General features: G+C 59.6%; 24 protein-coding genes. 18 read left to right on the top strand and 6 right to left on the bottom strand.

Annotated features, from left to right (window positions below; translation table 11 throughout):
- The first annotated feature begins 77 nt into the window (after positions 1 to 77).
- A complete protein-coding gene (locus CKV89_RS09700) occupies positions 78 to 506 on the top strand; it encodes a hypothetical protein (protein WP_154657566.1) in 429 nt (142 codons plus the stop codon).
- An 86-nt stretch (positions 507 to 592) separates the two neighbouring features.
- Here CKV89_RS09700 and CKV89_RS09695 read toward each other — a convergent pair whose 3' ends face one another.
- Positions 593 to 946: a hypothetical protein gene (locus CKV89_RS09695; RefSeq protein WP_051277148.1), complete on the bottom strand. Its 354-nt coding sequence runs from the start codon at positions 944 to 946 to the stop codon at positions 593 to 595.
- Positions 947 to 1,060: 114 nt separating this feature from the next.
- On the opposite strand from CKV89_RS09695, the gene CKV89_RS11945 reads away from it, so the two are divergent.
- Together CKV89_RS11945 and CKV89_RS09690 are read left to right on the top strand one after the other, a co-directional pair.
- Entirely contained in the window at positions 1,061 to 1,204 is a 144-nt protein-coding gene (locus CKV89_RS11945; RefSeq protein WP_154657565.1) for a hypothetical protein, read from the top strand.
- Positions 1,205 to 1,313: 109 nt separating this feature from the next.
- A complete protein-coding gene (locus tag CKV89_RS09690; protein ID WP_051277146.1) occupies positions 1,314 to 2,123 on the top strand; it encodes a trimeric intracellular cation channel family protein in 810 nt (269 codons plus the stop codon).
- Here the strand turns inward: CKV89_RS09690 and CKV89_RS09685 are convergent.
- The gene (locus CKV89_RS09685) at positions 2,120 to 2,737 is read right to left on the bottom strand and encodes a cytidylate kinase-like family protein (RefSeq protein WP_084440845.1); all 618 of its coding nucleotides are present in this window, start codon (positions 2,735 to 2,737) and stop codon (positions 2,120 to 2,122) included. The genes CKV89_RS09690 and CKV89_RS09685 overlap by 4 nt on opposite strands.
- Positions 2,738 to 2,875: 138 nt before the next feature.
- Between CKV89_RS09685 and CKV89_RS09680 the strand changes: the two genes are divergently transcribed.
- A complete protein-coding gene (locus CKV89_RS09680) occupies positions 2,876 to 4,123 on the top strand; it encodes a S1C family serine protease (RefSeq protein WP_084440844.1) in 1,248 nt (415 codons plus the stop codon).
- 12 nt (positions 4,124 to 4,135) lie between these two features.
- On the opposite strand, the gene CKV89_RS09675 is transcribed toward CKV89_RS09680, so the two are convergent.
- Complete coding sequence (locus CKV89_RS09675; RefSeq protein WP_084440843.1) at positions 4,136 to 4,606, bottom strand: DedA family protein; 471 nt, start codon at positions 4,604 to 4,606, stop codon at positions 4,136 to 4,138.
- Between the two features lie 234 nt (positions 4,607 to 4,840).
- Between CKV89_RS09675 and CKV89_RS09670 the strand changes: the two genes are divergently transcribed.
- The 7 genes from CKV89_RS09670 (at position 4,841) to dapC (ending at position 11,898) form a co-directional block, all read left to right on the top strand.
- On the top strand, positions 4,841 to 5,263 hold the full coding sequence (locus CKV89_RS09670; protein ID WP_028326496.1) for a (deoxy)nucleoside triphosphate pyrophosphohydrolase: 423 nt from the start codon (positions 4,841 to 4,843) through the stop codon (positions 5,261 to 5,263).
- Positions 5,264 to 5,346: 83 nt separating this feature from the next.
- Entirely contained in the window at positions 5,347 to 7,242 is a 1,896-nt protein-coding gene (gene typA, locus CKV89_RS09665; protein ID WP_028326495.1) for a translational GTPase TypA, read from the top strand.
- A 239-nt stretch (positions 7,243 to 7,481) separates the two neighbouring features.
- Positions 7,482 to 8,756: a PLP-dependent aminotransferase family protein gene (locus tag CKV89_RS09660; protein WP_028326494.1), complete on the top strand. Its 1,275-nt coding sequence runs from the start codon at positions 7,482 to 7,484 to the stop codon at positions 8,754 to 8,756.
- A gap of 101 nt (positions 8,757 to 8,857) precedes the next feature.
- The gene (locus CKV89_RS09655) at positions 8,858 to 9,760 is read left to right on the top strand and encodes a PIG-L family deacetylase (RefSeq protein WP_084440842.1); all 903 of its coding nucleotides are present in this window, start codon (positions 8,858 to 8,860) and stop codon (positions 9,758 to 9,760) included.
- A complete protein-coding gene (locus CKV89_RS09650; protein ID WP_231935381.1) occupies positions 9,757 to 10,272 on the top strand; it encodes a flavin reductase family protein in 516 nt (171 codons plus the stop codon). The genes CKV89_RS09655 and CKV89_RS09650 overlap by 4 nt, the downstream gene beginning before the upstream one ends.
- 133 nt (positions 10,273 to 10,405) lie before the next feature.
- Complete coding sequence (gene fdxA / locus CKV89_RS09645; protein WP_028326490.1) at positions 10,406 to 10,726, top strand: ferredoxin; 321 nt, start codon at positions 10,406 to 10,408, stop codon at positions 10,724 to 10,726.
- An 8-nt stretch (positions 10,727 to 10,734) separates the two neighbouring features.
- Positions 10,735 to 11,898 carry a succinyldiaminopimelate transaminase gene (gene dapC / locus CKV89_RS09640; protein WP_034400634.1) on the top strand — a complete coding sequence of 388 codons (1,164 nt, stop codon included), beginning with the start codon at positions 10,735 to 10,737 and terminating at the stop codon, positions 11,896 to 11,898.
- A 71-nt stretch (positions 11,899 to 11,969) separates the two neighbouring features.
- Here dapC and CKV89_RS09635 read toward each other — a convergent pair whose 3' ends face one another.
- On the bottom strand, positions 11,970 to 12,854 hold the full coding sequence (locus CKV89_RS09635) for a hypothetical protein (RefSeq protein WP_051277142.1): 885 nt from the start codon (positions 12,852 to 12,854) through the stop codon (positions 11,970 to 11,972).
- Positions 12,841 to 13,782, bottom strand: a complete 942-nt coding sequence (gene dapD, locus CKV89_RS09630; RefSeq protein WP_028326488.1) for a 2,3,4,5-tetrahydropyridine-2,6-dicarboxylate N-succinyltransferase — start codon at positions 13,780 to 13,782, stop codon at positions 12,841 to 12,843. Before dapD ends, CKV89_RS09635 begins: the two co-directional genes overlap by 14 nt.
- A gap of 115 nt (positions 13,783 to 13,897) precedes the next feature.
- Here dapD and dapE point away from each other — a divergent pair, with 115 nt between their 5' ends.
- From dapE to CKV89_RS09595, 7 genes are all read left to right on the top strand, one after another.
- A complete protein-coding gene (gene dapE / locus CKV89_RS09625; protein ID WP_028326487.1) occupies positions 13,898 to 15,085 on the top strand; it encodes a succinyl-diaminopimelate desuccinylase in 1,188 nt (395 codons plus the stop codon).
- A 182-nt stretch (positions 15,086 to 15,267) separates the two neighbouring features.
- The gene (ahpC, locus tag CKV89_RS09620) at positions 15,268 to 15,831 is read left to right on the top strand and encodes an alkyl hydroperoxide reductase subunit C (RefSeq protein WP_028326486.1); all 564 of its coding nucleotides are present in this window, start codon (positions 15,268 to 15,270) and stop codon (positions 15,829 to 15,831) included.
- A gap of 228 nt (positions 15,832 to 16,059) precedes the next feature.
- Positions 16,060 to 17,634: an alkyl hydroperoxide reductase subunit F gene (ahpF, locus tag CKV89_RS09615; RefSeq protein ID WP_028326485.1), complete on the top strand. Its 1,575-nt coding sequence runs from the start codon at positions 16,060 to 16,062 to the stop codon at positions 17,632 to 17,634.
- Between the two features lie 100 nt (positions 17,635 to 17,734).
- Positions 17,735 to 18,661: a LysR substrate-binding domain-containing protein gene (locus tag CKV89_RS09610; RefSeq protein WP_084440841.1), complete on the top strand. Its 927-nt coding sequence runs from the start codon at positions 17,735 to 17,737 to the stop codon at positions 18,659 to 18,661.
- 161 nt (positions 18,662 to 18,822) lie between these two features.
- Positions 18,823 to 19,266: a DivIVA domain-containing protein gene (locus CKV89_RS09605; protein WP_084440840.1), complete on the top strand. Its 444-nt coding sequence runs from the start codon at positions 18,823 to 18,825 to the stop codon at positions 19,264 to 19,266.
- 3 nt (positions 19,267 to 19,269) lie between these two features.
- Positions 19,270 to 20,583: a hypothetical protein gene (locus CKV89_RS09600; RefSeq protein ID WP_051277140.1), complete on the top strand. Its 1,314-nt coding sequence runs from the start codon at positions 19,270 to 19,272 to the stop codon at positions 20,581 to 20,583.
- A 264-nt stretch (positions 20,584 to 20,847) separates the two neighbouring features.
- Entirely contained in the window at positions 20,848 to 21,027 is a 180-nt protein-coding gene (locus CKV89_RS09595) for a DUF3117 domain-containing protein (RefSeq protein WP_028326481.1), read from the top strand.
- 87 nt (positions 21,028 to 21,114) lie between these two features.
- Here CKV89_RS09595 and CKV89_RS09590 read toward each other — a convergent pair whose 3' ends face one another.
- The gene (locus tag CKV89_RS09590) at positions 21,115 to 21,747 is read right to left on the bottom strand and encodes an O-methyltransferase (RefSeq protein ID WP_028326480.1); all 633 of its coding nucleotides are present in this window, start codon (positions 21,745 to 21,747) and stop codon (positions 21,115 to 21,117) included.
- Positions 21,748 to 21,964 lie beyond the last annotated feature (217 nt).

Raw genomic sequence — 21,964 nt, 5'->3', positions numbered from 1 at the left:
GCATCTCTAACCAAGGAAAATGGGCCACCCCTCTGGGCAAAGGCGCATCCGTGCGAACCTGCCGCAACTTCTCACGCATGGATCCCAGCCCATATCCCTACCGATGCCCCGACGTCAACGACGGCACCATCGTCTCGGACTCTTTCATGACCCGCGTCAAACTTGGCCCCACCACCGGCGCACGAGTAGCACTCACCGCGAAAAACCCGCAGATGATCGCTCTGCACTTGAACCCAACCCGTGACCGCAAAGACAAACTTGGCTACACCCCCATGCGCCTGACAGTCAGGATGAGCGACGGCCGCCGGTACACCATCAACCTCGGGAAGCAATACAACGCACTACGCGAATGGCCCCACCCCAACGGATCCGGCGAGTACTACGTCCAGACCGCCCGCGTCATGCTTCCCGCCGGAGCCCGCCGCGGCACAATGGTCAGCCTCGACCTCACTGCACCTCGCGCCGGCGAAGTGGACATACGCGCTATCGAGGCACTCATCCGCTAACACAAAGCACCCCAGCAACCTCCAGTGGGCCTCACCCTGTCGTTAGGGGTGGGGCCCACTGACATCACCGCCCTACACCAGCTGCACTAGCCACGTTCCAACGAACGCACATGGTCAACAACCTCCGGCATCCCAACCTCAGCCTTACCTACCGCCTCCTCTAAATCTTCAATGGCGTAGCCAAGAGAATCCAAGGCGTCCTCACCGCCACTAATGATGAGAACCTCAGCTGCATTGCCACCCTCACTCACACCAAGGTGCTGTATCGCCGCACCACCAATGAGCACAGACCCCGTCTCACCCACCATGTGCTCCTTCTCAAGCACCTTCCACACTTGTGCGCACTCAGCCTTAGAGACAAACCTCAGCCGCAACTCATACAACAGATCCGAGCTGTTGTGCCGCCGCCACCAATCACTCGGAAACGTAATCTTTGCCATCCCCCGAGGCTAGGCCGTACCTCTTCACTTCCGGAACCCCCGGGCCCCAAACCCAGCCACGGCACGAACCCGAAAAGACAAGCAACCCACCAACCCGCTCCTAATGTGGGCTGTATGAGCGACACCGACAAAAGCCCAAAAGTCATCGCAGAACACACCGCACCAGGTGAACCCCCAGACGAAACCACTCCCGCCGTAGCCGGAGGTAAAGACACCCACCAACCCGCTCAAGGAGAAGGCGACGAAAACTCGCACTAACTTCCCGACACCAACCACAGTCACCCCACCGCTTCACTCATGCAGCAATAATCTCCAGGTCCTCGCACCTTGGGGGAGGACCTGGAAGCTTTCATGAAGGAACACAGCGATGGACTACCTCCTCGAACCCGAACGGTTCTTCCGCGCCGCCGACGTTATCGGCATCTTCGCGAACGCACTCATCGGCGGAGCCGTAGCCCGCTCTAAAGGGTTCGACATCATCGGATTCGTGGTGTTAGCCATCACCACCGCCATGGCTGGCGGTATCCTGCGCGATGTCATCCTCGGAACCACTTTTCCCGTAGCTGTCACCGACCCCTGGTACATGAGCAGCGCAGTCGTGGCAGCACTGCTAGCGTTCGTGCTCGAACTCGACGGCCGATGGAAAATACTGCTCGCCGCAGGAGACATGGTCGCATTGGGATGCTGGTCAGCCACAGGAGCAGCCAAAGCCGCCGCAGCTGGTCTTGACCTACTTCCCTGCATCATGCTCGGCGTGATCACCGCAGTATTTGGTGGCATGTTCCGTGACGTCCTGGTCAACCAAGTCCCCAGCGTTTTCGGTGAAAACCCCCTCTACGCCAGCCTTGCCGTGGTTTCCGCCTTCCAAATGACGCTCATGCTCCAGGCAGGGCACTACCGCATCGGCATGGTCATCTCAATCGTGGGTTGCACCGTTCTAGGGCTACTAGCCCAACGCCGCAACTGGATTCTTCCCAGCGCAGCCTCCCTCACCCTAGGTGGACTCGTGCGCGTCGGCCCGAACCTCGTCCGACGCATCGACCACGCCGAAGAACCAGCCATGGACATCGATGACCTCGACACCGGCGTCCTGCCCCGCATCGACCCCGCCGCTACCAGCAGCGACACTGAACAACAGCCACCCCAGGCAAAAAACAACGACAAACCCGGCACCTAAACCCCATCAGCCTCACACCGGGCTGCCCGCACACGCGCCAACGTGACAATAATCTCCACACACCCATCCACCCCCAACGACGAACTATTCAAAACCACATCAAAATGTTCATCCTGGCGCGGATCCCACCCCCACATCCCCTGCGCCATCTCCACACCCAACCGATCCCGCCGGGCAGCGCGCTCCTGCGCCAGATCCCGCGGAATCGTATGCGTAGCAACCAAACGCTCGATCCTGTCCTCCCACGGAGCAACCACTTTCACATGCAACGCACCAGGCACATCCCGACAAATGAACGTTGCGTTATGCCCCAACACCACTGCACCCGCACGCACCTGATCTGACAGCCAATCCTGCTGCTGAGCCGCCTGCTCATGCATCGATTCCACCGACAGCGGCCCCGCCGCCCGCGTAAACACCTCACGAAGATGGCGCAGCCCCGAACTCGGTTGAGCAAGCGCCGGCTCACCATCCTCTTCTGGCATCTGGCAAACCCAGGGCACCGCCAACTCCCCAGCCACCGCAGGACCAATCCGCTTTGCACCCGCACCCGAAAACGCAAACAACGTCACCAGTGGCAACCCTATCCGCTCCTGTGCAGAATTGCCGCCCATACAAGCCCTCCGAACCTCGACTCCACGCCCGTGTCCAGCAATACTGGCACGGGTGACAATCCCAGGCACGAGAACATGTACGGCTGTCGAGTATTCCTAAATTTGTCACTGGAATTCATCAACCAGCTGTAGATGTGAATGAGTAACGTCGCCTCGGCGTGCACCGGTGGGACACCAGATCAGGAGGTCGCGTTGAGAACGCGCAGAAGAAGAAGGAAAACATTCCTCGACCGACACCGAGGCACCGTAGGAATCGTCGCCGGAGCCCTCACCGTCGTCGGGGTTGCTGGCGCCGCACAAATCGCCTCCCACAGCGCCCACCAACTAGACAGCGCCCAACCCAACCCCGACCTCGGATCTCACCCCTACGGCATCGGCCTAGGCCAAGACTCAGACCTACTCGACATGCCCCCCAGCGGCACCAACCCTCACCGGCGAGGCGCCCCCGGAACCTACGGAGCCTCCTCACAACTCGATCGAGGAACCCGCCTGGAAAACGCACCCGGAGTCACCCTCATCGACACCCGACAAAGCCAAGGCGAAGGCATGGGAACCGGCATGGTTCTCACTTCCGAAGGCCAAGTCGTCACCAACTATCATGTCGTCGAAGGCTCCGAAACCGTCCAAGTCACCATCCCCGACACCGACAAGACCTACACCGCCAGCATCATCGGACGAGACAAAGTCCGCGACGTCGCCCTCCTCCAACTCAAAAACGCCCACGGCCTCAAGACTGTCTCCGTCTCTGAAGCCGCCGTACGCCTCGGTGACAGCGTCCACGCCGTTGGAAACGGCAACGGCCAGGGATACCTCACCCGACTCGACGGCAAAGTCACAGGAATTAACCAAGCCATCGACGTCTCCGACGAAGTATTTGGATCCACCTCACGACTCAATAACCTCATCCGCACCGACGCAGACGTTGTCCCCGGATACTCCGGCGGCCCCCTCCTAGACTCCACCGGACGCGTCATCGGCCTGACCACCGCAGCCTCCGCAGGCATCCGCAGCTCCCAGGTTGACGGTTACGCCACCCCAATGAGCGAAGTCATGAACATCATCCGCCAAATCCGCGCCGGCAACGAATCCGGTGATATCCGCCTAGGCCGCAAAGCCGCCCTAGGCGTCAGCGTCGGCCGCGACCCCCATGGGCGAGAAGGCGCCTCCGTCGTCGAAATCACCCCCAACTCACCGGCAGCGAAAATCGGCATCAAAATCGGCGACCTCATCACCGAAATTGACGACGAAGAAATCGAATCTGCAGAAGAACTCGCCACCGCAGTCGGATCCCTCGATCCCGGAGAAACCGTGCAAATCGCCTGGGTCACAGACCACGGAATCGAACACGACACCGAAGTCACCCTGACCGGAAGCACCCTGAACTAACAACACCCACCCTCACCGAACACGCTGCCGCAATAACCGCCACAACAGCCACACCCCCACCACAGCAACCCCCACCAACCCCCACACAGACCGCGCCGCAGCCTGCAACCACACCTGCCACACCGTAAAACCGATAGTTGTGTAAATCGTCGCCCATGCCATCGACCCCACCACCGCAGCAGGCGTGAAACGCCACACCGACATCCCAGCCATGCCCGTCGACACCTGCACGAAAGACTGAAAACCAACAGTCAAATACGACAAAGCCACCGCCAACGCACCCCACCGATTCACAAACAACCGAGCCCGCTCCATCCGCGGACCCGCAAACACATCATGGAAACGACTCCGCCGACCCCCTGAAGCAATACCCCGCCCCACCACATACAAAACATGCCCCCGCACCAAACCACCCAGAAAAAACACCACCCACAGCGCCACGAAAGGCAGCGACTCACCCCACCCAACAAGAACGTCGATCACGAACCCACAACCCGATCACGACGCCCACGAAGCCACGCAGCACGAGCCAAGGACATGCCTCTATTGTCGCATCACCCACCTGCACAGACAGATTTGTGAAAACCCTTCGGAACGCCACCAACGCGACGATAGGTAGGCGGATCGCGGAGGCGGCGGAGGAGGGGCCGCCGCCCCCGCGATCGTCTGGCTTAAGGGCACCAGTGCGCCCACACACCCGTGGCACCATATGCCGACATGGAATCCATCCCTGTCGTCGGCGCTGCCATCTGCGACGATCTCCAGCGCCCCACCAAATTCCTCGCCGCCCGCCGCAGCTACCCAGCCAGCCTCGCCGGAAAATGGGAATTCCCCGGAGGCAAAGTAGAAACCGCTGAAGACCCCCTCAGTGCTCTTCACCGCGAAATCAACGAAGAACTCGGCGGACTCATCATCGCCGCAGACCCCATCACTGGCCCCGAAAACGGCGGCTGGCGCACCAGCGACCGCCACGTCATGACCGTCTACCGCGCAATCATCGCTCCCGGAAGCAGCGTCGAACCCGGCGACTCCCACGATCAACTCACCTGGGTCGACGCCGCCAACGCCCTCGAACTCGACTGGCTACCAGGCGACATCCCCATCGTCCACACCCTGCTAGCACTGCTACACCAGCCCTAAAACAACCCCCCAAAACCAGCACAATCACCCCCAGCGCATGCGTGATGTCCTGCGAGGCAACTCACAGATGGAATGATGGGGGTATGCAATCCCGCGGAGATATCCGAAACGTCGCCATTGTTGCCCACGTCGACCACGGCAAAACCACCCTCGTCGACAAAATGCTCTGGCAGGGCGGCGCGTTCGGCGAACATGATCACGTCGACGAACGAGCGATGGACTCCGGTGACCTCGAACGCGAGAAGGGCATCACCATTCTCGCCAAAAACACGGCGATCCACTACAACGGCCAGTCAGCCTCGGAATTCCCTAACGGCGTCACCATCAACATCATCGACACCCCCGGACACGCCGACTTCGGTGGCGAAGTCGAGCGCGGCCTATCCATGGTCGACGGTGTCGTCCTCCTCGTAGACGCATCCGAAGGCCCCTTGCCCCAAACCCGCTTCGTGCTCCGCAAAGCGCTCGCAGCCAAGATGCCAGTCGTGCTGTGCATCAACAAGGTTGACCGCCCGGACTCACGTATCGAAGAAGTCGAAGACGAAGTTTCCTCCTTGTTCCTGGACCTCATCGAGGACATCGGTGGGGACGAAAGCCAACTGGAATTCCCCGTCGTCTACGCCTCAGCAAAAGCAGGCGTCGCCTCGACCGAACGCCCAGCTGACGGCGCCCTACCCGACTCGGAAAACCTCGAGCCGCTGTTCAAAACCATCATGGAAAGCATTCCGGCTCCCTCCTACGACGAGGAAGCCCCGCTGCAGGCGCACGTCACCAACCTGGACTCCAGCAACTTCCTCGGCCGTATCGCTTTGCTGCGAGTCTTCAGCGGCACCATCAAGAAAGGCCAGACCGTAGCCTGGTGCCGACGAGACGGCTCCACAAGCAACGTCCGTATCACCGAGTTGCTCGTCACCGAAGGTCTCGAACGTAAACCGGCCGAATCTGCAGGCCCTGGCGACATCATCGCTATCGCCGGTATCCCCGACATCATGATCGGTGAAACTCTCGCCGACCCCGAGGACATCCGCCCACTGCCGCTCATCACCGTTGACGAGCCCGCCATCTCGATGACCATCGGAACCAACACGTCGCCGCTGGCAGGAAAAGTACGCGGCTCCAAAGTCACCGCCCGTCTGGTCAAAGACCGCCTCGACCGTGAACTGATCGGCAACGTCTCCCTCAACGTGCTTCCCACCGAGCGCCCCGACGCCTGGGAAGTGCAAGGACGAGGTGAACTGGCTCTAGCCATCCTGGTAGAGCAGATGCGTCGCGAAGGATTCGAGCTCACTGTCGGCAAGCCCCAGGTGGTTACGAAAGAAATCGACGGCAAGCTCCACGAACCCACCGAACACCTCACCATCGACACCCCCGAAGAACACCTCGGCGCGATCACTCAGCTTCTGGCTGCGCGCAAGGGACGCATGGAGCAAATGACCAACCACGGAACCGGATGGGTCCGCATGGAGTTCGTTGTTCCAGCCCGAGGACTTATCGGATTCCGTACCGAATTCCTCACCGAAACCCGCGGTACCGGCATCGCTAACCACATGTTCCACCGCTACGAACCATGGTTCGGCCCCATCTCTACCCGGCAGGCAGGGTCCCTGGTTGCTGACCGTTCCGGCGCCGTCACCGCCTACGCCATGGTCAACCTGCAAGAACGCGGCGTGCTCTTCGTTGAGCCCGGCACCGAGGTGTACGAAGGCATGATCGTTGGCGAGAACTCTCGCGCCGATGACATGGACGTCAACATCACCAAGGAGAAAAAGCTCACCAACGTACGCGCTTCCTCCGCAGACAACTTCGAAAAGGTCATCCCGCCGAAGAAGTTGTCGCTCGAACAGTCCCTGGAGTTCTGCCGCGATGACGAATGTGTCGAGGTGACTCCCGAGGACGTACGTATCCGCAAAGTCGTTCTCAACGCTAGCGACCGGGCTCGCGCCGCAGCTCGCGCTCGCAGCGAATCCAAAAAGAACTGATTCTGCTTTCCCGTAGGTGGGGTCGCCTCACAACACAATTTTGTGGCGATCTCACCTACGGGAGGTCTCGCACGCTGGTGAGACAGGGTTTACCAACGCCGAAACGAGAGAATAATCTCTGAACGAGAATTGATTAGCCGGCCGTGACCGCGCTATGCAGCAAAAATCACGACGGCACGGGGGAGCAGGAATAGGCAATAACCCCACACCCCTGAACCACCATCAGCAGAGGGAGAACCATGACGGTTTCGCAGTGCGTGGACACAGAAGCATTAGGCGCAGCTTTCGCAGATGCTAAGAAACGCTACGCCGAGTTCACCAATCTCGGTCTTAATGTCACGCGCGGCAAACCTAGTTCTGCACAGCTTGATCTCGCTGAAGGCATGCTCACCGCGTTGAGCGCTGGAGACCACATCGGCAGCGAAGACGGCGACCTGCGTAACTACGGAGGCCAGCGCAAAGGTCTGCGCGAACTCCGCGAAATTTTCGCTCCGCTTGTTCAGGTGCCCACCGAGCAGCTTGTCGCCCGCGACAACTCTTCCTTGTCGCTCATGCACTTCGCCATGGCGAGCAGCTTCTTCCACCCCCTTCCTGGATCTGACACCGCATGGGCAGGTCAGCGCGTCCGCTTCCTCGCCCCTTCTCCTGGATACGACCGCCACTTCGCCGTCTCAGCTGAACTTGGTGTTGACCTGATTACCGTCGGCATGAACGATGACGGCCCTGACATGGACGCCGTCGAAAAACTCGTTGCCACCGACGCCACGATTAAAGGAATTTGGTGCGTACCCAAATACTCCAACCCCACCGGAATCACCTACAGCGATGAAGTAGTGCGCCGCCTGGCCAGCATGAAGGTGGCAGCTGACGATTTCCGGATTTACTGGGATAACGCCTACGCCATCCACCACCTCAGCGAAAACCACGATGAGGTCCTTTCAATCCTGGACGCGTGTGAGCAAGCAGGTAATCCCGACCGGGCATTTGTGTTCGCTTCTACTTCCAAAGTCAGCTTTGCTGGCGGTGGTGTTTCGTTCTTTGGTGCAAGCAAAGACAACATCACATGGTTCCTGGCTCGTGATGCGATGCGCTCTATCGGTCCGGACAAAATTAACCAGCTTCGTCACGTCCGCTTCTTCGAAGATAGCCAGGGCGTCATCGCACACATGCGTAAGCACGCTGAAATCCTCGCGCCCAAATTTGAGGCAGTTGGTGCAGCACTTAACCGTGACCTCAAATCCCTCAAAGTGGCCCAGTGGACCGAACCCGTCGGAGGGTATTTCGTCAGCGTTGATGTGGTCCCGGGAACCGCTAAGCGCGTTGTTGAGCTCGCGCAGCAGGTAGGTGTGGCGCTCACTCCGGCGGGTGCTACCTACCCGGGAGGACAAGACCCCACAGACAGCAACCTACGGCTTGCGCCCTCCTACCCTGACCTTGAAGAACTCACCCAGGCGATGGAAGTCTTCACCACCTGCGTCATCATCGCTGCAGGTGAAAAACTCCTCACCGAGTAAGCAACCGGCATGCCCGGCGCAGTGTCAGCAACATAGTGTGCTGCGTCGGGCTGCCTCTACCTCAGGCACGATCTCCCGCTGAACCCAGCTACGGTGAGACTATGTCGCAGCCCCAATCGGACCCCACCGTGCACGAGCGCTCCCGTCTTCTCTTCATCCACGCACACCCCGATGATGAAACTCTCTGGAGTGGCGTCACCTTGGCTCACTACGCAGGCAAAGGAGTAGACGTTCGCGTTCTCACCTGCACCCTGGGGGATGAAGGAGAAGTCATCCCGCCTGAACTTGCCCACCACGCCCCAGGCCAGGAGAACACCCTTGGTCAGTACCGACGCGGTGAGCTGCGCGCAGCGATGAAAACGATCGGGGCTTATGAGCACGTTTTGGGGGAAAACCCGCTAACTATGCGCGGTGCTCGCTACCGTGACTCCGGTATGGCAGGAACTGACGAAAACAACGATCCGCGCGCCCTGTGCCGTGCCGACCTAGGCTCTCTAGCTGCGCGTATCCGTGCTCGCATTGTTCGCCTCGACCCTGATGCCGTCGTCACGTATGAAGCTACTGGTGGTTATGGGCATCCTGACCATATCCGGGTACATGAGGCTACACGCGCTGCTATTGCTGGCCTTCCTGCAGAGCAACAGCCGCCCCTGTACGTGATTCTTGTGCCTGACGATGTCGCTCGTGAAGACCGGCGTTGGCTGCAACGTCACGTTTCGCCAGCTAGCGGGCTGCAAGTTCCTGCCAGCAGCGATCCGTACCCGCCTTCTGTGGTTAATCACGAACTCGTCACCCATGTCGTGCACGGCAGTTCAGCAGACCTCGCATTGCGGGATGCGGCTTTAGCTCACCACCGCACCCAGGCGACTGTCTATCAGGGGTATTACGCCCTTTCGAATGATGTTGCGGCGCGTTTGCCGCGTGCTGAATATTTTGCCCGCATAGATCCGGTCACGGGCAGGTATGCCCGCCGTATCGGTGCACCTGTTGAAGGACTTGTATGAATCACGACGTCACCATGTCATCGGGGCACCTTGTTGCCCCAGACGAATACCGTCACGCCATGAGGCGGGTCGCTGCAGGTGTATCTGTGCTGACGACCACCGATGGGCGTCATGACCTCGCCATGACGCTGAACTCGGTTACCTCGGTTTCCTTGGATCCGCCCCTGCAGCTGGCTGTCATACACAACGAGGCGCGTTGTCTAGAAGCGCTGCAAGAGAGCAAACACTGGATTATTAACGTGCTGCCGGCATCAGCGCGAAGTTTGGCAACGCGTTTTGCTGAGGTTGGTCGGCCTTCTTTCGGGCAGCTTGATCGGGTTGATCACAGCCGTTCCGCAGAAGATCTGGCGTGTTTGGATGTGGCGATAGCTCGGTTTCATTGTCGTTTGTGGGCGCAGTACCCGGGAGGGGACCACACCATCGTTGTTGGCAGTGTTGTGCGTGTTGAGGTGCCGGTGGTTGTTGGCCCAGGTCTTTTTACTTATCGGGGCGAGATGCGTTCGGTCGACTGATGGGCCATTGTCCAGGTGAGGCCAGGTCGACGTAGGCTGGAGGGGAGCGGAGGCCGCGAAGATGTGGCCACGGCATATCCTTTGCCGGTCGCCTGAAGGCGAAATCCGCCGTTTCCCAGGAGGTTCCTTCACAATGACTTATGTCATCGCCCAGCCGTGCGTCGACGTCAAGGACAAGGCGTGCATCGAGGAGTGCCCTGTCGACTGCATTTATGAGGGCGAGCGTTCGCTCTACATTCATCCCGATGAGTGTGTCGACTGCGGTGCCTGCGAGCCGGTGTGCCCTGTCGAGGCTATTTACTACGAAGACGATGTGCCTGAAGAGTGGAGCGATTACTACAAGGCAAACGTCGAGTTTTTTGATGATTTGGGTAGCCCTGGTGGCGCAGCCAAATTGGGGCTTATTAAGAAAGACCACGAGTTCATCGCGGCGCTTCCTCCGCAGGGGGAGTGAGCACTGGAATGACTGACTCTTCGGGTCAGCTTGTGGGAGTTCAGAATCTTCCAGACTTCCCGTGGGATTCGTTGGTTCCGTACCGGAAACGCGCTAGTGAGCACGTAGGTGGGTTGGTGGATTTGTCGGTGGGAACACCGGTGGATGCGACCCCGCGAGTTGTGCAGGAGGCGCTTATCGCTGCTGCGGATGCTCCGGGGTATCCGCTCACCTATGGCTCTGGTGAGGTACGACAGGCTGTTGCGACGTGGTTTGCTCGGCGCCGGAATGTTCCTGATCTTGATCCGGAGGCGGTTTTGCCTCTGGTTGGGAGTAAGGAACTGGTTGCGTGGCTGCCTACTCAACTTGGCCTGGGCCCGGGGGATGTTGTTGCATTTCCGTCGTTGGCGTACCCGAGCTACGACGTCGGTGCTCGGTTAGCTGGTGCTGCTTCGGTCACTGTGGATGATGTGGCTGCTTTTGACCCGGCTGAGTTAGGGCAAATGCCCCGCCTTTTGTGGGTGAATTCACCAGGCAATCCCACGGGCAAGGTTGCTGCTGTTGAGCAGTTGGCCGCGCTGGTTAGGTGGGCGCGGGAGCATGGTGTGATTGTTGCCAGCGATGAGTGCTACGCCGAGTTGGATTGGCGAACTCCAGCTGTCGGTGGTCCTACGGAGCCGGGACAGCCAGCTACGGTCCCGAGCATCCTCGATCCGAGGGTGTGCGGTGGCAGTCATGAGGGGCTTTTGGCTGTGTATTCGCTGTCGAAGCAGTCCAATATGGCTGGTTATCGAGCTGGTTTTCTTGCTGGCGATGTGAAAATCGTCAAGGCGTTGCTGGAGGTGCGTAAGCATTCGGGCATGATCATGCCTGCTCCGGTGCAGGCTGCTATGGCAGCAGCTTTGGCAGATGATGCGCATGTGGATGCGCAGCGTGAGATTTACCGTGCACGTCGTGCCGTGTTGTTACCTGCGGTCGAGGCGTTCGGGTTCACTGTTGATGACTCCGAGGCGGGGTTGTATGTGTGGGCTCGTCGTAGCGGTGACTGTTGGGAAGATGTGTCTGCGTTGGCTGAGCGCGGAGTGGTTGTGGCTCCGGGGGCGTTTTATGGGCCTGCCGGCGCTGGCCATGTGCGGATTGCGTTGACTGCCACAGATGAGCGTATTGCTGCCGCGGCTGCGCGGTTGTGTTGAGCTCAGTGTTGAGAACGTTGGAGGGGCAGCGGGGGAGTAGGTTTCCTTGCTGCCCCTCTTGGTGTTTGTGACTATCCAGTGGTTCGGATGACGGTGCTTTGTTTTTGGCCGCCGCCTTCTGGATCGTCTTCCCAGGTCGCTTCAGTGCGCTTCCAGGTTCGGCCTGCGTGGGATACAGATGTGATGCCGTATGCGTCGGCGTGAGCGACGCCCCACGCGGCGATAGCTGCTGCTCCTTGCGTTGTTTGGGTTTTGGTGGAGACAACCCCGCCGTGTGTTTCTGAGCTGGTACCGAATGCTCGGTCTAGCTCGGCCGCGATTGTGGGTGCGGGTGTGACGGTGCTGCGGTTGCTCAGTTTGCAGGTCACCGCGTGGGGGGTGATCCCTATGAATGCTTCGGCGAGGGTGATCGCTTCGGTTTCATGTTGTGCGTAGGCGTCAGGGAAACCGCTTCGCTGCACGTCCTGGGCGACTTCTGTCAGTGGGCGGGTTTTGTATCCCTTGATCTGTACCAGTTTGTCGTAGAACGCGCGGGTTGCGTAGACGGGGTCCTGTAGCTGTTTGGGGCTTCCCCAGCCTTGGCTTGGGCGTTGTTGGAACACACCGAGTGAGTCGCGGTCGCCGTGAGCGAGGTTGCGGAGTTTAGATTCCTGCATGCCTGTGCCGATGGCGATAGTTGCGGCTCGTTGGGTGAGTTTTCGCTCTACGGTGACTGCTCCGATGGTGGAGGCGATGGATGCCTGTTCGGGGGCTAGTCGCACGTGAGCGTCGCCTTGGCCTTGGCCCTGCACGATGCAGCTGCCGGGGAGAATGACTGGCCCGCCGAGCTGGACGACGGCGGCGATGCCGCCGCCGACCAGCACGGCTACAGCGACGCCTCCTGCTATCCAGGTGCGGCGTCGTGAGCGTGAGGGGGTTTGTGCGGGCGAGCCTTCTTCGGGGTTAGTCGTTGGCATGTAGCGCTTCGTTAAGAGCAATTCCGTCACCTTTGCGGACTTTTGCCTTCACAGCGCCATCGGTGGAGTCACGGAAGAAGAGGAGTCCTTCGACGCCGGAGAGGTCTCGGGCTTTGACGATGCGACCGTCTTCGAGGGTGACCTTGGTTCCTGCGGTGACGTAGAGACCTGCTTCGATGACGCAGTCGTTGCCTAGTGCGATGCCCGCGCCGGCTTCGGCGCCGACGAGGCAGCGTTTTCCGATGCGGACACGTTGGGTTCCGCCGCCGGAGAGGGTACCCATGGTGGATGCGCCGCCGCCGATGTCGGAGCCGTCTTCGACGATGACGCCTTGGCTGATGCGGCCTTCGACCATGGAGTTGCCGAGGGTACCAGCGTTGAAGTTGACGAATCCTTCGTGCATGACGGTGGTTCCGGCGGCGAGGTGGGCGCCGAGTCGGATGCGGTCGGCGTCGCCGATGCGTACTCCGGAGGGCACGACGTAGTCGGTCATGCGGGGGAATTTGTCGATGCTGTGGACGTGTACGGGGCCGCGTGCGCGGAGGCGTAGGCGGGTGGTTTCGAAGTTTTCGGGTTCGCAGGGGCCGTGGTTTGTCCAGACCACGTTGGGCAGGGCTGCGAAGATGCCTTCGAGGTTGATGCTGTTTGGTTCTACTAGGCGGTGTGAAAGGAGGTGTAGGCGTAGGTAGGCGTCGGGGGTGTCGGCGGGTGGGGCGTCGAGATCGATTTCTACCTTGATGGTGCGGGTGGTGACGCTGCGTGCTGGGTCGCTGCTTTCAAGTGCGGTGAGCTCAGCAGGTGCGGGGTCTTCGGTGGGGGTGCCGAGGGCGGGGGTTGGGAACCACGTGTCGAGGACGCGTCCGGGTGTTTTGGTCGTGTCGTCGGTGACTGTGGCTAGGCCCCATCCCCATGCGGATCGCGAAGTCATGCGTTAAGCCTAGGGCAGGAGGGGCGGTGCCGGGCCAGTGAGTCGAAGAGTGGTCGTGGTGCTGGTAGATGTTGGTGTGGGGAGGTGTTGGTGTGTGGTGGGTACGGTGGCGGGTATGACTTCTCCTCGTTTGGATCCTGCTGCTGATGTTGTTGCGTTGACTGCTGCGGTGTGTGATGTGGGCTCTGAGAGTGGGTGCGAGGGGCCGTTGGCGGATGCAGTGGAGGAGTTGTTGCGTTCGGCGGGGCATTTGGAAGTGTCGCGGTTTGGGAACGTGGTGGTGGCTCGTACGGATTTGGGTCGGGATGAGCGGGTGATTTTGGCGGGGCATCTAGATACGGTGCCGGCGGCTGAGGGGCCGTTTGGGTGGAATGTGCCGACGAAGAGGGTGCCTGCTCAACAGTCGGGTAGTGGCGTGGAGGAGTTGTGGGGGCGCGGAACGGTGGACATGCTCGGTGGGGTGGCGGTGCAGTTGCGGGTGGCATTGGATGTGCCTGAGCCCAATAGGGATGTGACGTTTGTTTTTTATGACAATGAAGAGGTGGCTGCTCCGCTGAATGGGTTGGGGCATGTGGTGGCGGATCATCCGGAGTTGTTGGTGGGGGATTTTGCGGTGTTGTTGGAGCCGACGTCGGTCGCGGTGGAGGGTGGTTGTAAGGGGACGTTGCGTTGTGAGGTGGTGGTTCCGGGGGTGGCGGCGCATTCGGGGCGTCCGTGGATGGGTGTGAATGCTATTCATCGGGCGTCGGAGGTTTTGGATGCGTTGGCTTCGTTTGAGGTTAGGACTGTTGATGTTGATGGGTTGACGTATCACGAGGGTTTGTCTGCGGTGGGTGTGCGTGGTGGCACGGCTGGGAACGTGGTGCCAGATGAGTGTGTGGTGACGGTGAATTACCGGTTTGCGCCGGATTTGTCTGGGGCGCAGGCGCAGGAGCGGATGCGTGAGTTGTTTGCGCCGTTTGAGGTGCGGGTGACTGATCTTGCTGAGGGGGCTCGGCCGGGGTTGGATTCGCAGGTTGCTCGGGGGTTTGTTGAGTCGGTGGTGGGTTGTTCGTGGGATGAGGTGGTTTCGCGGGGGTTGGTTGCTGGTGGTGCTGCGGGGGTAGATCCGTTGGGTGCTTCGTCGTTGTTAGTGCGGGCTAAGGAGGGGTGGACGGATGTGGCGCGGTTTTCGGCGTTGGGTGTTCCTGCGGTGAATTTTGGTCCGGGTAATCCATTGTTGGCGCATAAGGCTGATGAGCATGCGCCGGTGGAGGACTATCGCAGGGCGTTGGCTGCTTTGTGTCGGTGGTTGGGGCAGTGAGGGGTGTTTATCTGGGGGGATAGGTGATTCCTATGGCGGGGATGCCGTATTTCAATCAATTTTGCCTTTATTTTGGGGGTTGTTCCATATAGATTCTTTATCGGAAGTTCTCCCCGGGAACGCTGCTTCGGTAGCGGGTCCATCGGTGGGGGAGGCGCCGATCCCAACAGAGAGGTGTAAGCATGTCCGTCCTGAACACCAAGATCCTCCCTTTCGAGACCACTGCGTTCCGTAACGGTGAGTTCGTCGAGGTTTCCGACAAAGACGTTCTCGGCAAGTGGTCCGTGTTCTTCTTCTACCCGGCAGACTTCACCTTTGTCTGCCCCACCGAGCTCGGTGACATGGCTGACCACTACGAAGAGCTGCAGAAGCTCGACGTCGAGGTCTACTCCGTTTCTACGGACAGCCACTTCGTGCACAAGGCTTGGCACGAGGCTTCCGAGACGATCGGCAAGATCAAGTACTTCATGTTGGGTGACCGCAACGGTGTCATCACCAACAACTTCGAGAACATGCGTGAAGGTGACAACGTCGCCGACCGCGGCACGTTCCTCGTTGACCCCGACGGTGTCATCCAGTACTTGGAGATCACCCCGGAGGGCGTGGGGCGCGAGGCCGAGCAGCTGATCCGCAAGATCAAGGCTGCCCAGTACGTGCGTAAGCACCCCAACGAGGTGTGCCCCGCTAAGTGGGAAGAGGGCGAGAGCACCTTGGCTCCCTCGATCGACCTCGTGGGCAAGATCTGATCAGGTAACACCTGATCGACCGGGTCCGCGTTATGAGGGAGTTTCCCTCTGAGGCGACCGGCGCCGACGACGGCGGGTGGCGGGGGGCTGCCCGCCGTCGTTGTACCTGAAATCTTCTGCTGCCTTTGTGAGTGGCTTGTTTGTGACCCGGACGCGACCTGATGGGGGGTTGTGTGCCGTTCTTAGCCGCGATCGTCACCGGTCGCGTAGTGCGATAAGGAGTTTTTCGTGTCCGTCCTGGATTCCACACTGACCGCGTCGTTGAAGCAGTACTTGGAGATGTTGGAGCAGCCCATTGAGTTGGTTGCCACGCTCGATGATCGCCCAAAGTCGGGCGAGATGAAGGATCTGCTGAACGAGATCGCAGCGTTGTCTGATAAGGTGACGGCTCGTTTTGATGGTACGAATGCGCGTACGCCCAGCTTTGATGTGGTGCGCACGGGCACGGATGTGTCAGTGACGTTCGCGGGTTTGCCGATGGGGCATGAGTTCACGTCGTTGGTGTTGGCTCTGCTGCAGGTGGGCGGCCGTGCTCCGAAAGAGGACGAGGCGCTCTTGAACGCCATTGCGGCGCTGGAAGGCGACTACGAGTTCACGACATACATGTCGTTGACGTGCCAGAACTGCCCCACGGTGGTGCAGGCGCTGAACATGATGAGTGTGGTGAACCCGCGGATCCGGCACACAGCGGTAGAGGGGTCGCTGTTCCAGGATGAGATCCAAGAGAAGAACATCATGGCCGTGCCGGCTGTGTACCTCAACGGTGAGCTGTTTGATCAGGGCCGCATGGAGGCCGCTGAGATCCTGGCCAAGATTGATGCTGAAGGGGCTGCACAGCGTTCAGCTGAAGCGCTGGGCAAAGTCGATCCAGTTGATGTGCTGGTGGTTGGTGGAGGCCCTGCCGGTGTGGCGGCTTCGATTTATGCTGCACGTAAGGGTATTCCTACGGCTTTGGTTGCTGACCGTTTGGGTGGTCAGGTCAATGACACGATGGCGATCGAGAACCTTATCTCTGTGCCGTACACCGAAGGACCGAAGCTTTCCGGTGACCTGCAGGAGCACATGAAGCAGTATGACGTCACCGTGGTGAAGAACCAGCAGGCAACCAAACTGTTGCCAGCTGGTGAGGACGGCTATGTGACGGTTGAGTTCGGCGATGCTGCGCTGAAGGGCAAGACGGTCATCCTGGCCACGGGAGCTCGGTGGCGCAAGATGGGCATTCCTGGTGAGGATGACTACCGCAACAAGGGTGTTTCTAACTGCCCGCACTGTGATGGCCCGTTGTTCAAGGGCAAGCGCATCGCAGTTGTTGGTGGGGGTAACTCAGGTGTTGAGGCTGCGATTGACCTGGCTGGTGTCGTTGAGCACGTGACCTTGTTTGAGTTCCTTCCGGAGATGAAGGCTGATGAGGTGCTTCAGCGCAAGCTGCGCAGTTTGGACAACGTCGACATCATTCTTAATGCGCGCACGAGCGAGGTGTTGGGTGATGGCACGTCAGTGACGGGGCTGGACTATGAAGACCGCGAAACTGGCGAGATTAAGCACGTGGACTTGCAGGGAATCTTCGTGCAGATCGGTCTCTTGCCGAACACCGAATGGCTAGGTGAGGCAGTGCAGATGTCTGATCGTAAGGAAATTGTCATCGATGAGCACGGTGCAACGAGCGTGCCAGGTGTGTTCGCTGCCGGTGACTGCACCGTTGCTCCGTACAAGCAGATTGTGACTGCTTTTGGTGCTGGTGCTACTGCTGCGCTGGGTGCTTTCGATCACCTCATTCGCACGAGCGCTCCTGCTGAGGCCTGATCTGTCTTTGGTGCCTTGATCGAGTCGTGGCCCGCTTCGCTGGGGAGGAAGCGGGCCACGACCACTATTTGTTGTAGCTCTTTTCCTCCAGGAGACGTCGATGAACATCCGAGATCTTGAGTACTTGGTGGCGTTGTATGAGCAGCGTCATTTCGGGCGTGCTGCTGCTGCGTGCTACGTGAGTCAGCCGACGTTGTCGATGCAGATCAAGAAGCTAGAGAGCTACTTAGGTGTTTCTCTTATCGAGAGGTCGAGCCGGTCGGTGTTGTTCACGGCCACGGGGGAGGCGGTGGTTGAGCGGGCTCGTAGCGTCTTGGGTGAGGTGCGGGATATTGAAGTGCTTGCTAAGCGTGCCCGTAACCCGCGGTCGGGAAGTGTGAAGTTGGGTGTGTTCCCGACGTTGGGGCCGTATTTGCTTCCGCATGTGGTGCGGCAGCTGAGCGAGGCGCTTCCTGAGGTTGAGTTGTTACTGGTGGAGGAGAAGACCGCGGATTTGGTAGCGGGTTTGTTGTCGGGGTCTTTGGACGCGATTGTTGTTGCTTCTCCTGTACCGCCGGATGAGACGGGGCTGGTGGTGTCTGCGTTGTTCACTGAGCCTTTTGATCTTGCTGTTCCGGCGGGGCATCGTTTCGCTGAGGGTGCGGTCCCCAGTGTGAGTGATGCGCTGGCTGATGAAGATGTGTTGCTGCTTGAGGATGGGCATTGTCTGCGCGATCAGGCGTTGGAGGTGTGTCATTCGGTGGGGGCCCAGGAGCGTGCTGGGTTCCGTGCCACGAGTTTGGAGACGTTGCGGTACATGGTGGCTTCGGGGGTGGGGGTGACGTTGCTGCCGCGGTTGGCGACGTTGTCGCCCGTTCCGGTGACGCCAGGGTTGTCGGTGCGTCCGTTTGCAGGGCAGGGGCCCTCGCGTTCGATTGTGTTGGCTCGTCGTGCCTCGTCGACCAATGGTGAGTTGGTTGAGGAGATTGCTGAGGTTGTGCGCCGTGAGGTGGGGAAGGTGTTGGGGCAGGCCGCGGCGGATGTGTGAGGGGTGTGCAGCCTCAGCGGGGGCAGTGGCCGGGGTGCCTTGGGTGTTTTAGTGCTGCACCGGTAATGGCCACGGGCAGGGTGCTGCCTTGTGACGGTGACTGATGAATCTGCCCACGCGATGGAGCTCATTCGGTCTGCGGGCATGCGACGATCAGTGTCGTGATCGTTTTACTTGTGGTGTCGGTCATTGTTCTTTTGGGTGCTGCGGTTGCTGCGGTGCTCGGTAGATGGGGCAGGGGTGATCTATGTATGCCTCCTCCGGTGTCTTCAGCTGGGGGATGGGCCGCGGCAGGGGAGGGACCGTTGACGCGTGCGGATCTTGATGGTGTGCGGTTTGATACGGCTGTTCGTGGCTATCGCATGGATCAGGTGGATGCGTTGTTGGAGCGGGTTCGGATGTCTTTGGACGATGCCGCGCACAGGCCATCGGTGAACACAGAGGGCGCTGGTGTGGGTGGTGACGCCTATCCTGGTACGGCGTCCCAGGACCCTGAGGCGTCTCGTGTGGGTAGTCTGCACCGTTTTCCGCGCGTCTCTTCTTCGTCGGAGGGAGCGCCTGTAACCACTGATGCTGAGCGCGCCGAGCGCGGAGAAAAGGAGTAGTACGTGACCTCCGTGGCGACGAATACCGAGGCGACTGTGAAGAGTCGCTGGCGGTTGGATCGCACCCCTAACTTTGTTGGCGCGATTGTTGGCGTCTATGTCATCGCTCGTCTGATCTCGGCGATTATGTTGATCGTTACCGGGCATCATCAGGTAGATGTGGTCTGGTTTGAGAACGAGACCGGCTACTTGCGTATGACGGTGTTGTGGGATGCGTTCTGGTACCGGCAGATTGTTGAAGATGGCTATCCGTCGGTTTTGCCGCGGGATCCGTGGACTGGGAAGTTGTGGCAGAACGCATGGGCGTTCTATCCGATGTTCCCGATGCTGACCCGCGGCATCATGGCACTAACCGGGGCTGGGTTTGCGCTAGTTGGTTCTACCTTGTCTCTAGTAGTTGGTGGAGCTGCCGCAGTTGTTATTGGGCTGTTTCTGCGTTCCAAGGTGGGGACGCGGGTTGCCCTAGCTGCGGTAACAGTCTGGGCTACGTGCATTACGTCGGTCACATTGCAGGTGGCCTACACTGAGTCGCTCGGCGTGATTGTCATTGCTTCGGCTCTGTGGGCTTTGGATAAACGTAAATGGGCTTGGGCTGGCTGTATCGCGGTATTAAGCGGTTTCACTCGTGCTGTCACTTTGCCTCTGGGGCTGGTGGCGTTGATTTGTGTTGTTGTGCGTTGGACGGAACGTAACCAAGACGGAAAAGCTATTTCACGGCGCGAGTACGCGGCGATGCTGTGGTCCCTGGTTGGGTGTGGGCTATCTGGTCTCGTGTGGCCCTTGGTGGTGTGGCAGGGCACGGGTGAATTCGATGGCTACACCCAGACCATGACAGCGTGGCGTGCCTACGACAAGATTCTTCCGTTCGTTCCCTGGTGGGACTTCTTCAATCGAACCATTGATTTCGTTCCGCTGGCTGCTCTGGGACTAGTTCTTATGTGGGCCGCGGTTTTTGCCATTGGTCTTGGTCCATGGGCGCGTGGGTTGGGTGTGACGCTCCGGTCGTGGTGTTTTGCGTACCCGTTGTACTTGTGGGCAGTGATGGACCCGACTACCAGCATTTTCAGGTACGCGATTCTCATGTTCCCCTGGATGGTCATCATGATTGGTGGCGGATGGGGCAAGCCTGGCGAAGACCCGCTGGAGAACCACACCGACACCGTGACGTGGTGGAAGTGGACGTTTAAACGCCCGCGTCTTACGGTGCGTTGGCTGTTGGTTCTCACGGCTGTGTGGGTAGTGATCGGCCTATTGAGCCAATCTTGGTGGATTTGGGAGATTTGGCAGTTCACTCCGCCGGCCGATAACCCGCCGTGATCGGTGACAGCCCCGCTTCCTTGGAGGCGGGGCTGTTTCTTTGTTGTGGCTTGGTGCTGTGGCTGTTTCGCTGCTGTCGACACTCGCATTCATCGGAAAATTTCGAATCGGCGTAGTTATCGGGAGATAATGGATGTGTACAAGTAGGTGCTGATGCGCTGGGCCGTCTCGATGAACGTGGCCCGCCCACTTGTGAGATGGCGTGGTTGTCTGTCGCCTCCGCATCGCGCTCGGGCACCGACGTGACCCAGGGAAGAGGAACTCATGGCCGCTATGAAGCCCCGCACCGGCGACGGACCGTTGGAAGTTGCCAAGGAAGGTCGTGGCATTGTCCTTCGTATGCCGATCGAGGGTGGCGGACGCCTTGTCGTTGAGATGACTGCCGATGAGGCTGCTTCGCTCGGTGTGGCCATCCGTGACTGTGCGGAAGTGCCGTTCGAGTGACGATCATGTGATCGCTTGGCCGACGCGAAACTGATGTGGGGGTGGGAAGACCAAAAGGTCTTCCCACCCCCACATCAATGTGTTGGGTCAGCGGCGAGTGCCTACGAGCAGCCCGCCCCCGACAGGTAGAAGAGCGACTTCAAGGTTGTCGTCGTCGCGGAGCTCTTTACCCAGGTCGCGCAGGTTTACGGTGGTTTCATCACGGGCGGCCGGGTCTGAGACCCGATCGTGCCAAAGCATGTCATCAATGACCAGGAGCCCTCCGGGGCGTAGCAGCCGCACAGCTTGGCTCACATAGTCCGCGTATTCGGTTTCGTCTCCGTCGATGAACACCAGGTCGTAGCCGCGGTCGGCTAGACGAGGGAGCATGTCAAGGGCATCTCCGTTGATGGCACGAGTGTGTTGGGTCGGGATGCCTGCGGCTCGGAACGTTGTTCGGGCAGCTTTATGACATTCCATGTTGCGTTCAATGGTGGTGAGCACTCCGTCGGCAGGCATGCCTTGGAGTAGATAAAGCCCGGAAACTCCGGCGCCGCTGCCGATTTCTACGGCGGTGCGTGTTTTCGCCGCTGCAGCGAGAACACGCAAGGTGGCGCCGACACCGGGGGAGACGGGCGTGGCACCCAGTTCGTGTCCGCGGCGCCGCGCAGCGTCCATGACGGGCAGGTCGGAGATGAATTCTTCCGTGTACACCCAACTTGCTGGCTTCTGCGCGCTCATAGAAAGCACTTTAATCATCAGAGCGCGCAGGTGAGGGGGCTGGCGCTGTGCGGGGTGTTGGATTCGGGGACAGTAGTGCAGGAACTTTTCAGCACTCCGTGCACATACCGCAACCGAACGTACAGGAGATGCCCAGGTTGTCCCGGCAGAGTGTGTAGTGGAACGAACCTTTGCAAGACAGGACGTGAGACCGTGCCCACCTCGTCGACTTTTGGTG

The sequence above is a fragment of the Dermatophilus congolensis genome (assembly GCF_900187045.1).
Classification (GTDB): Bacteria; Actinomycetota; Actinomycetes; order Actinomycetales; family Dermatophilaceae; genus Dermatophilus; species Dermatophilus congolensis.
This window is presented reverse-complemented; position numbering and strand designations above follow the sequence as displayed.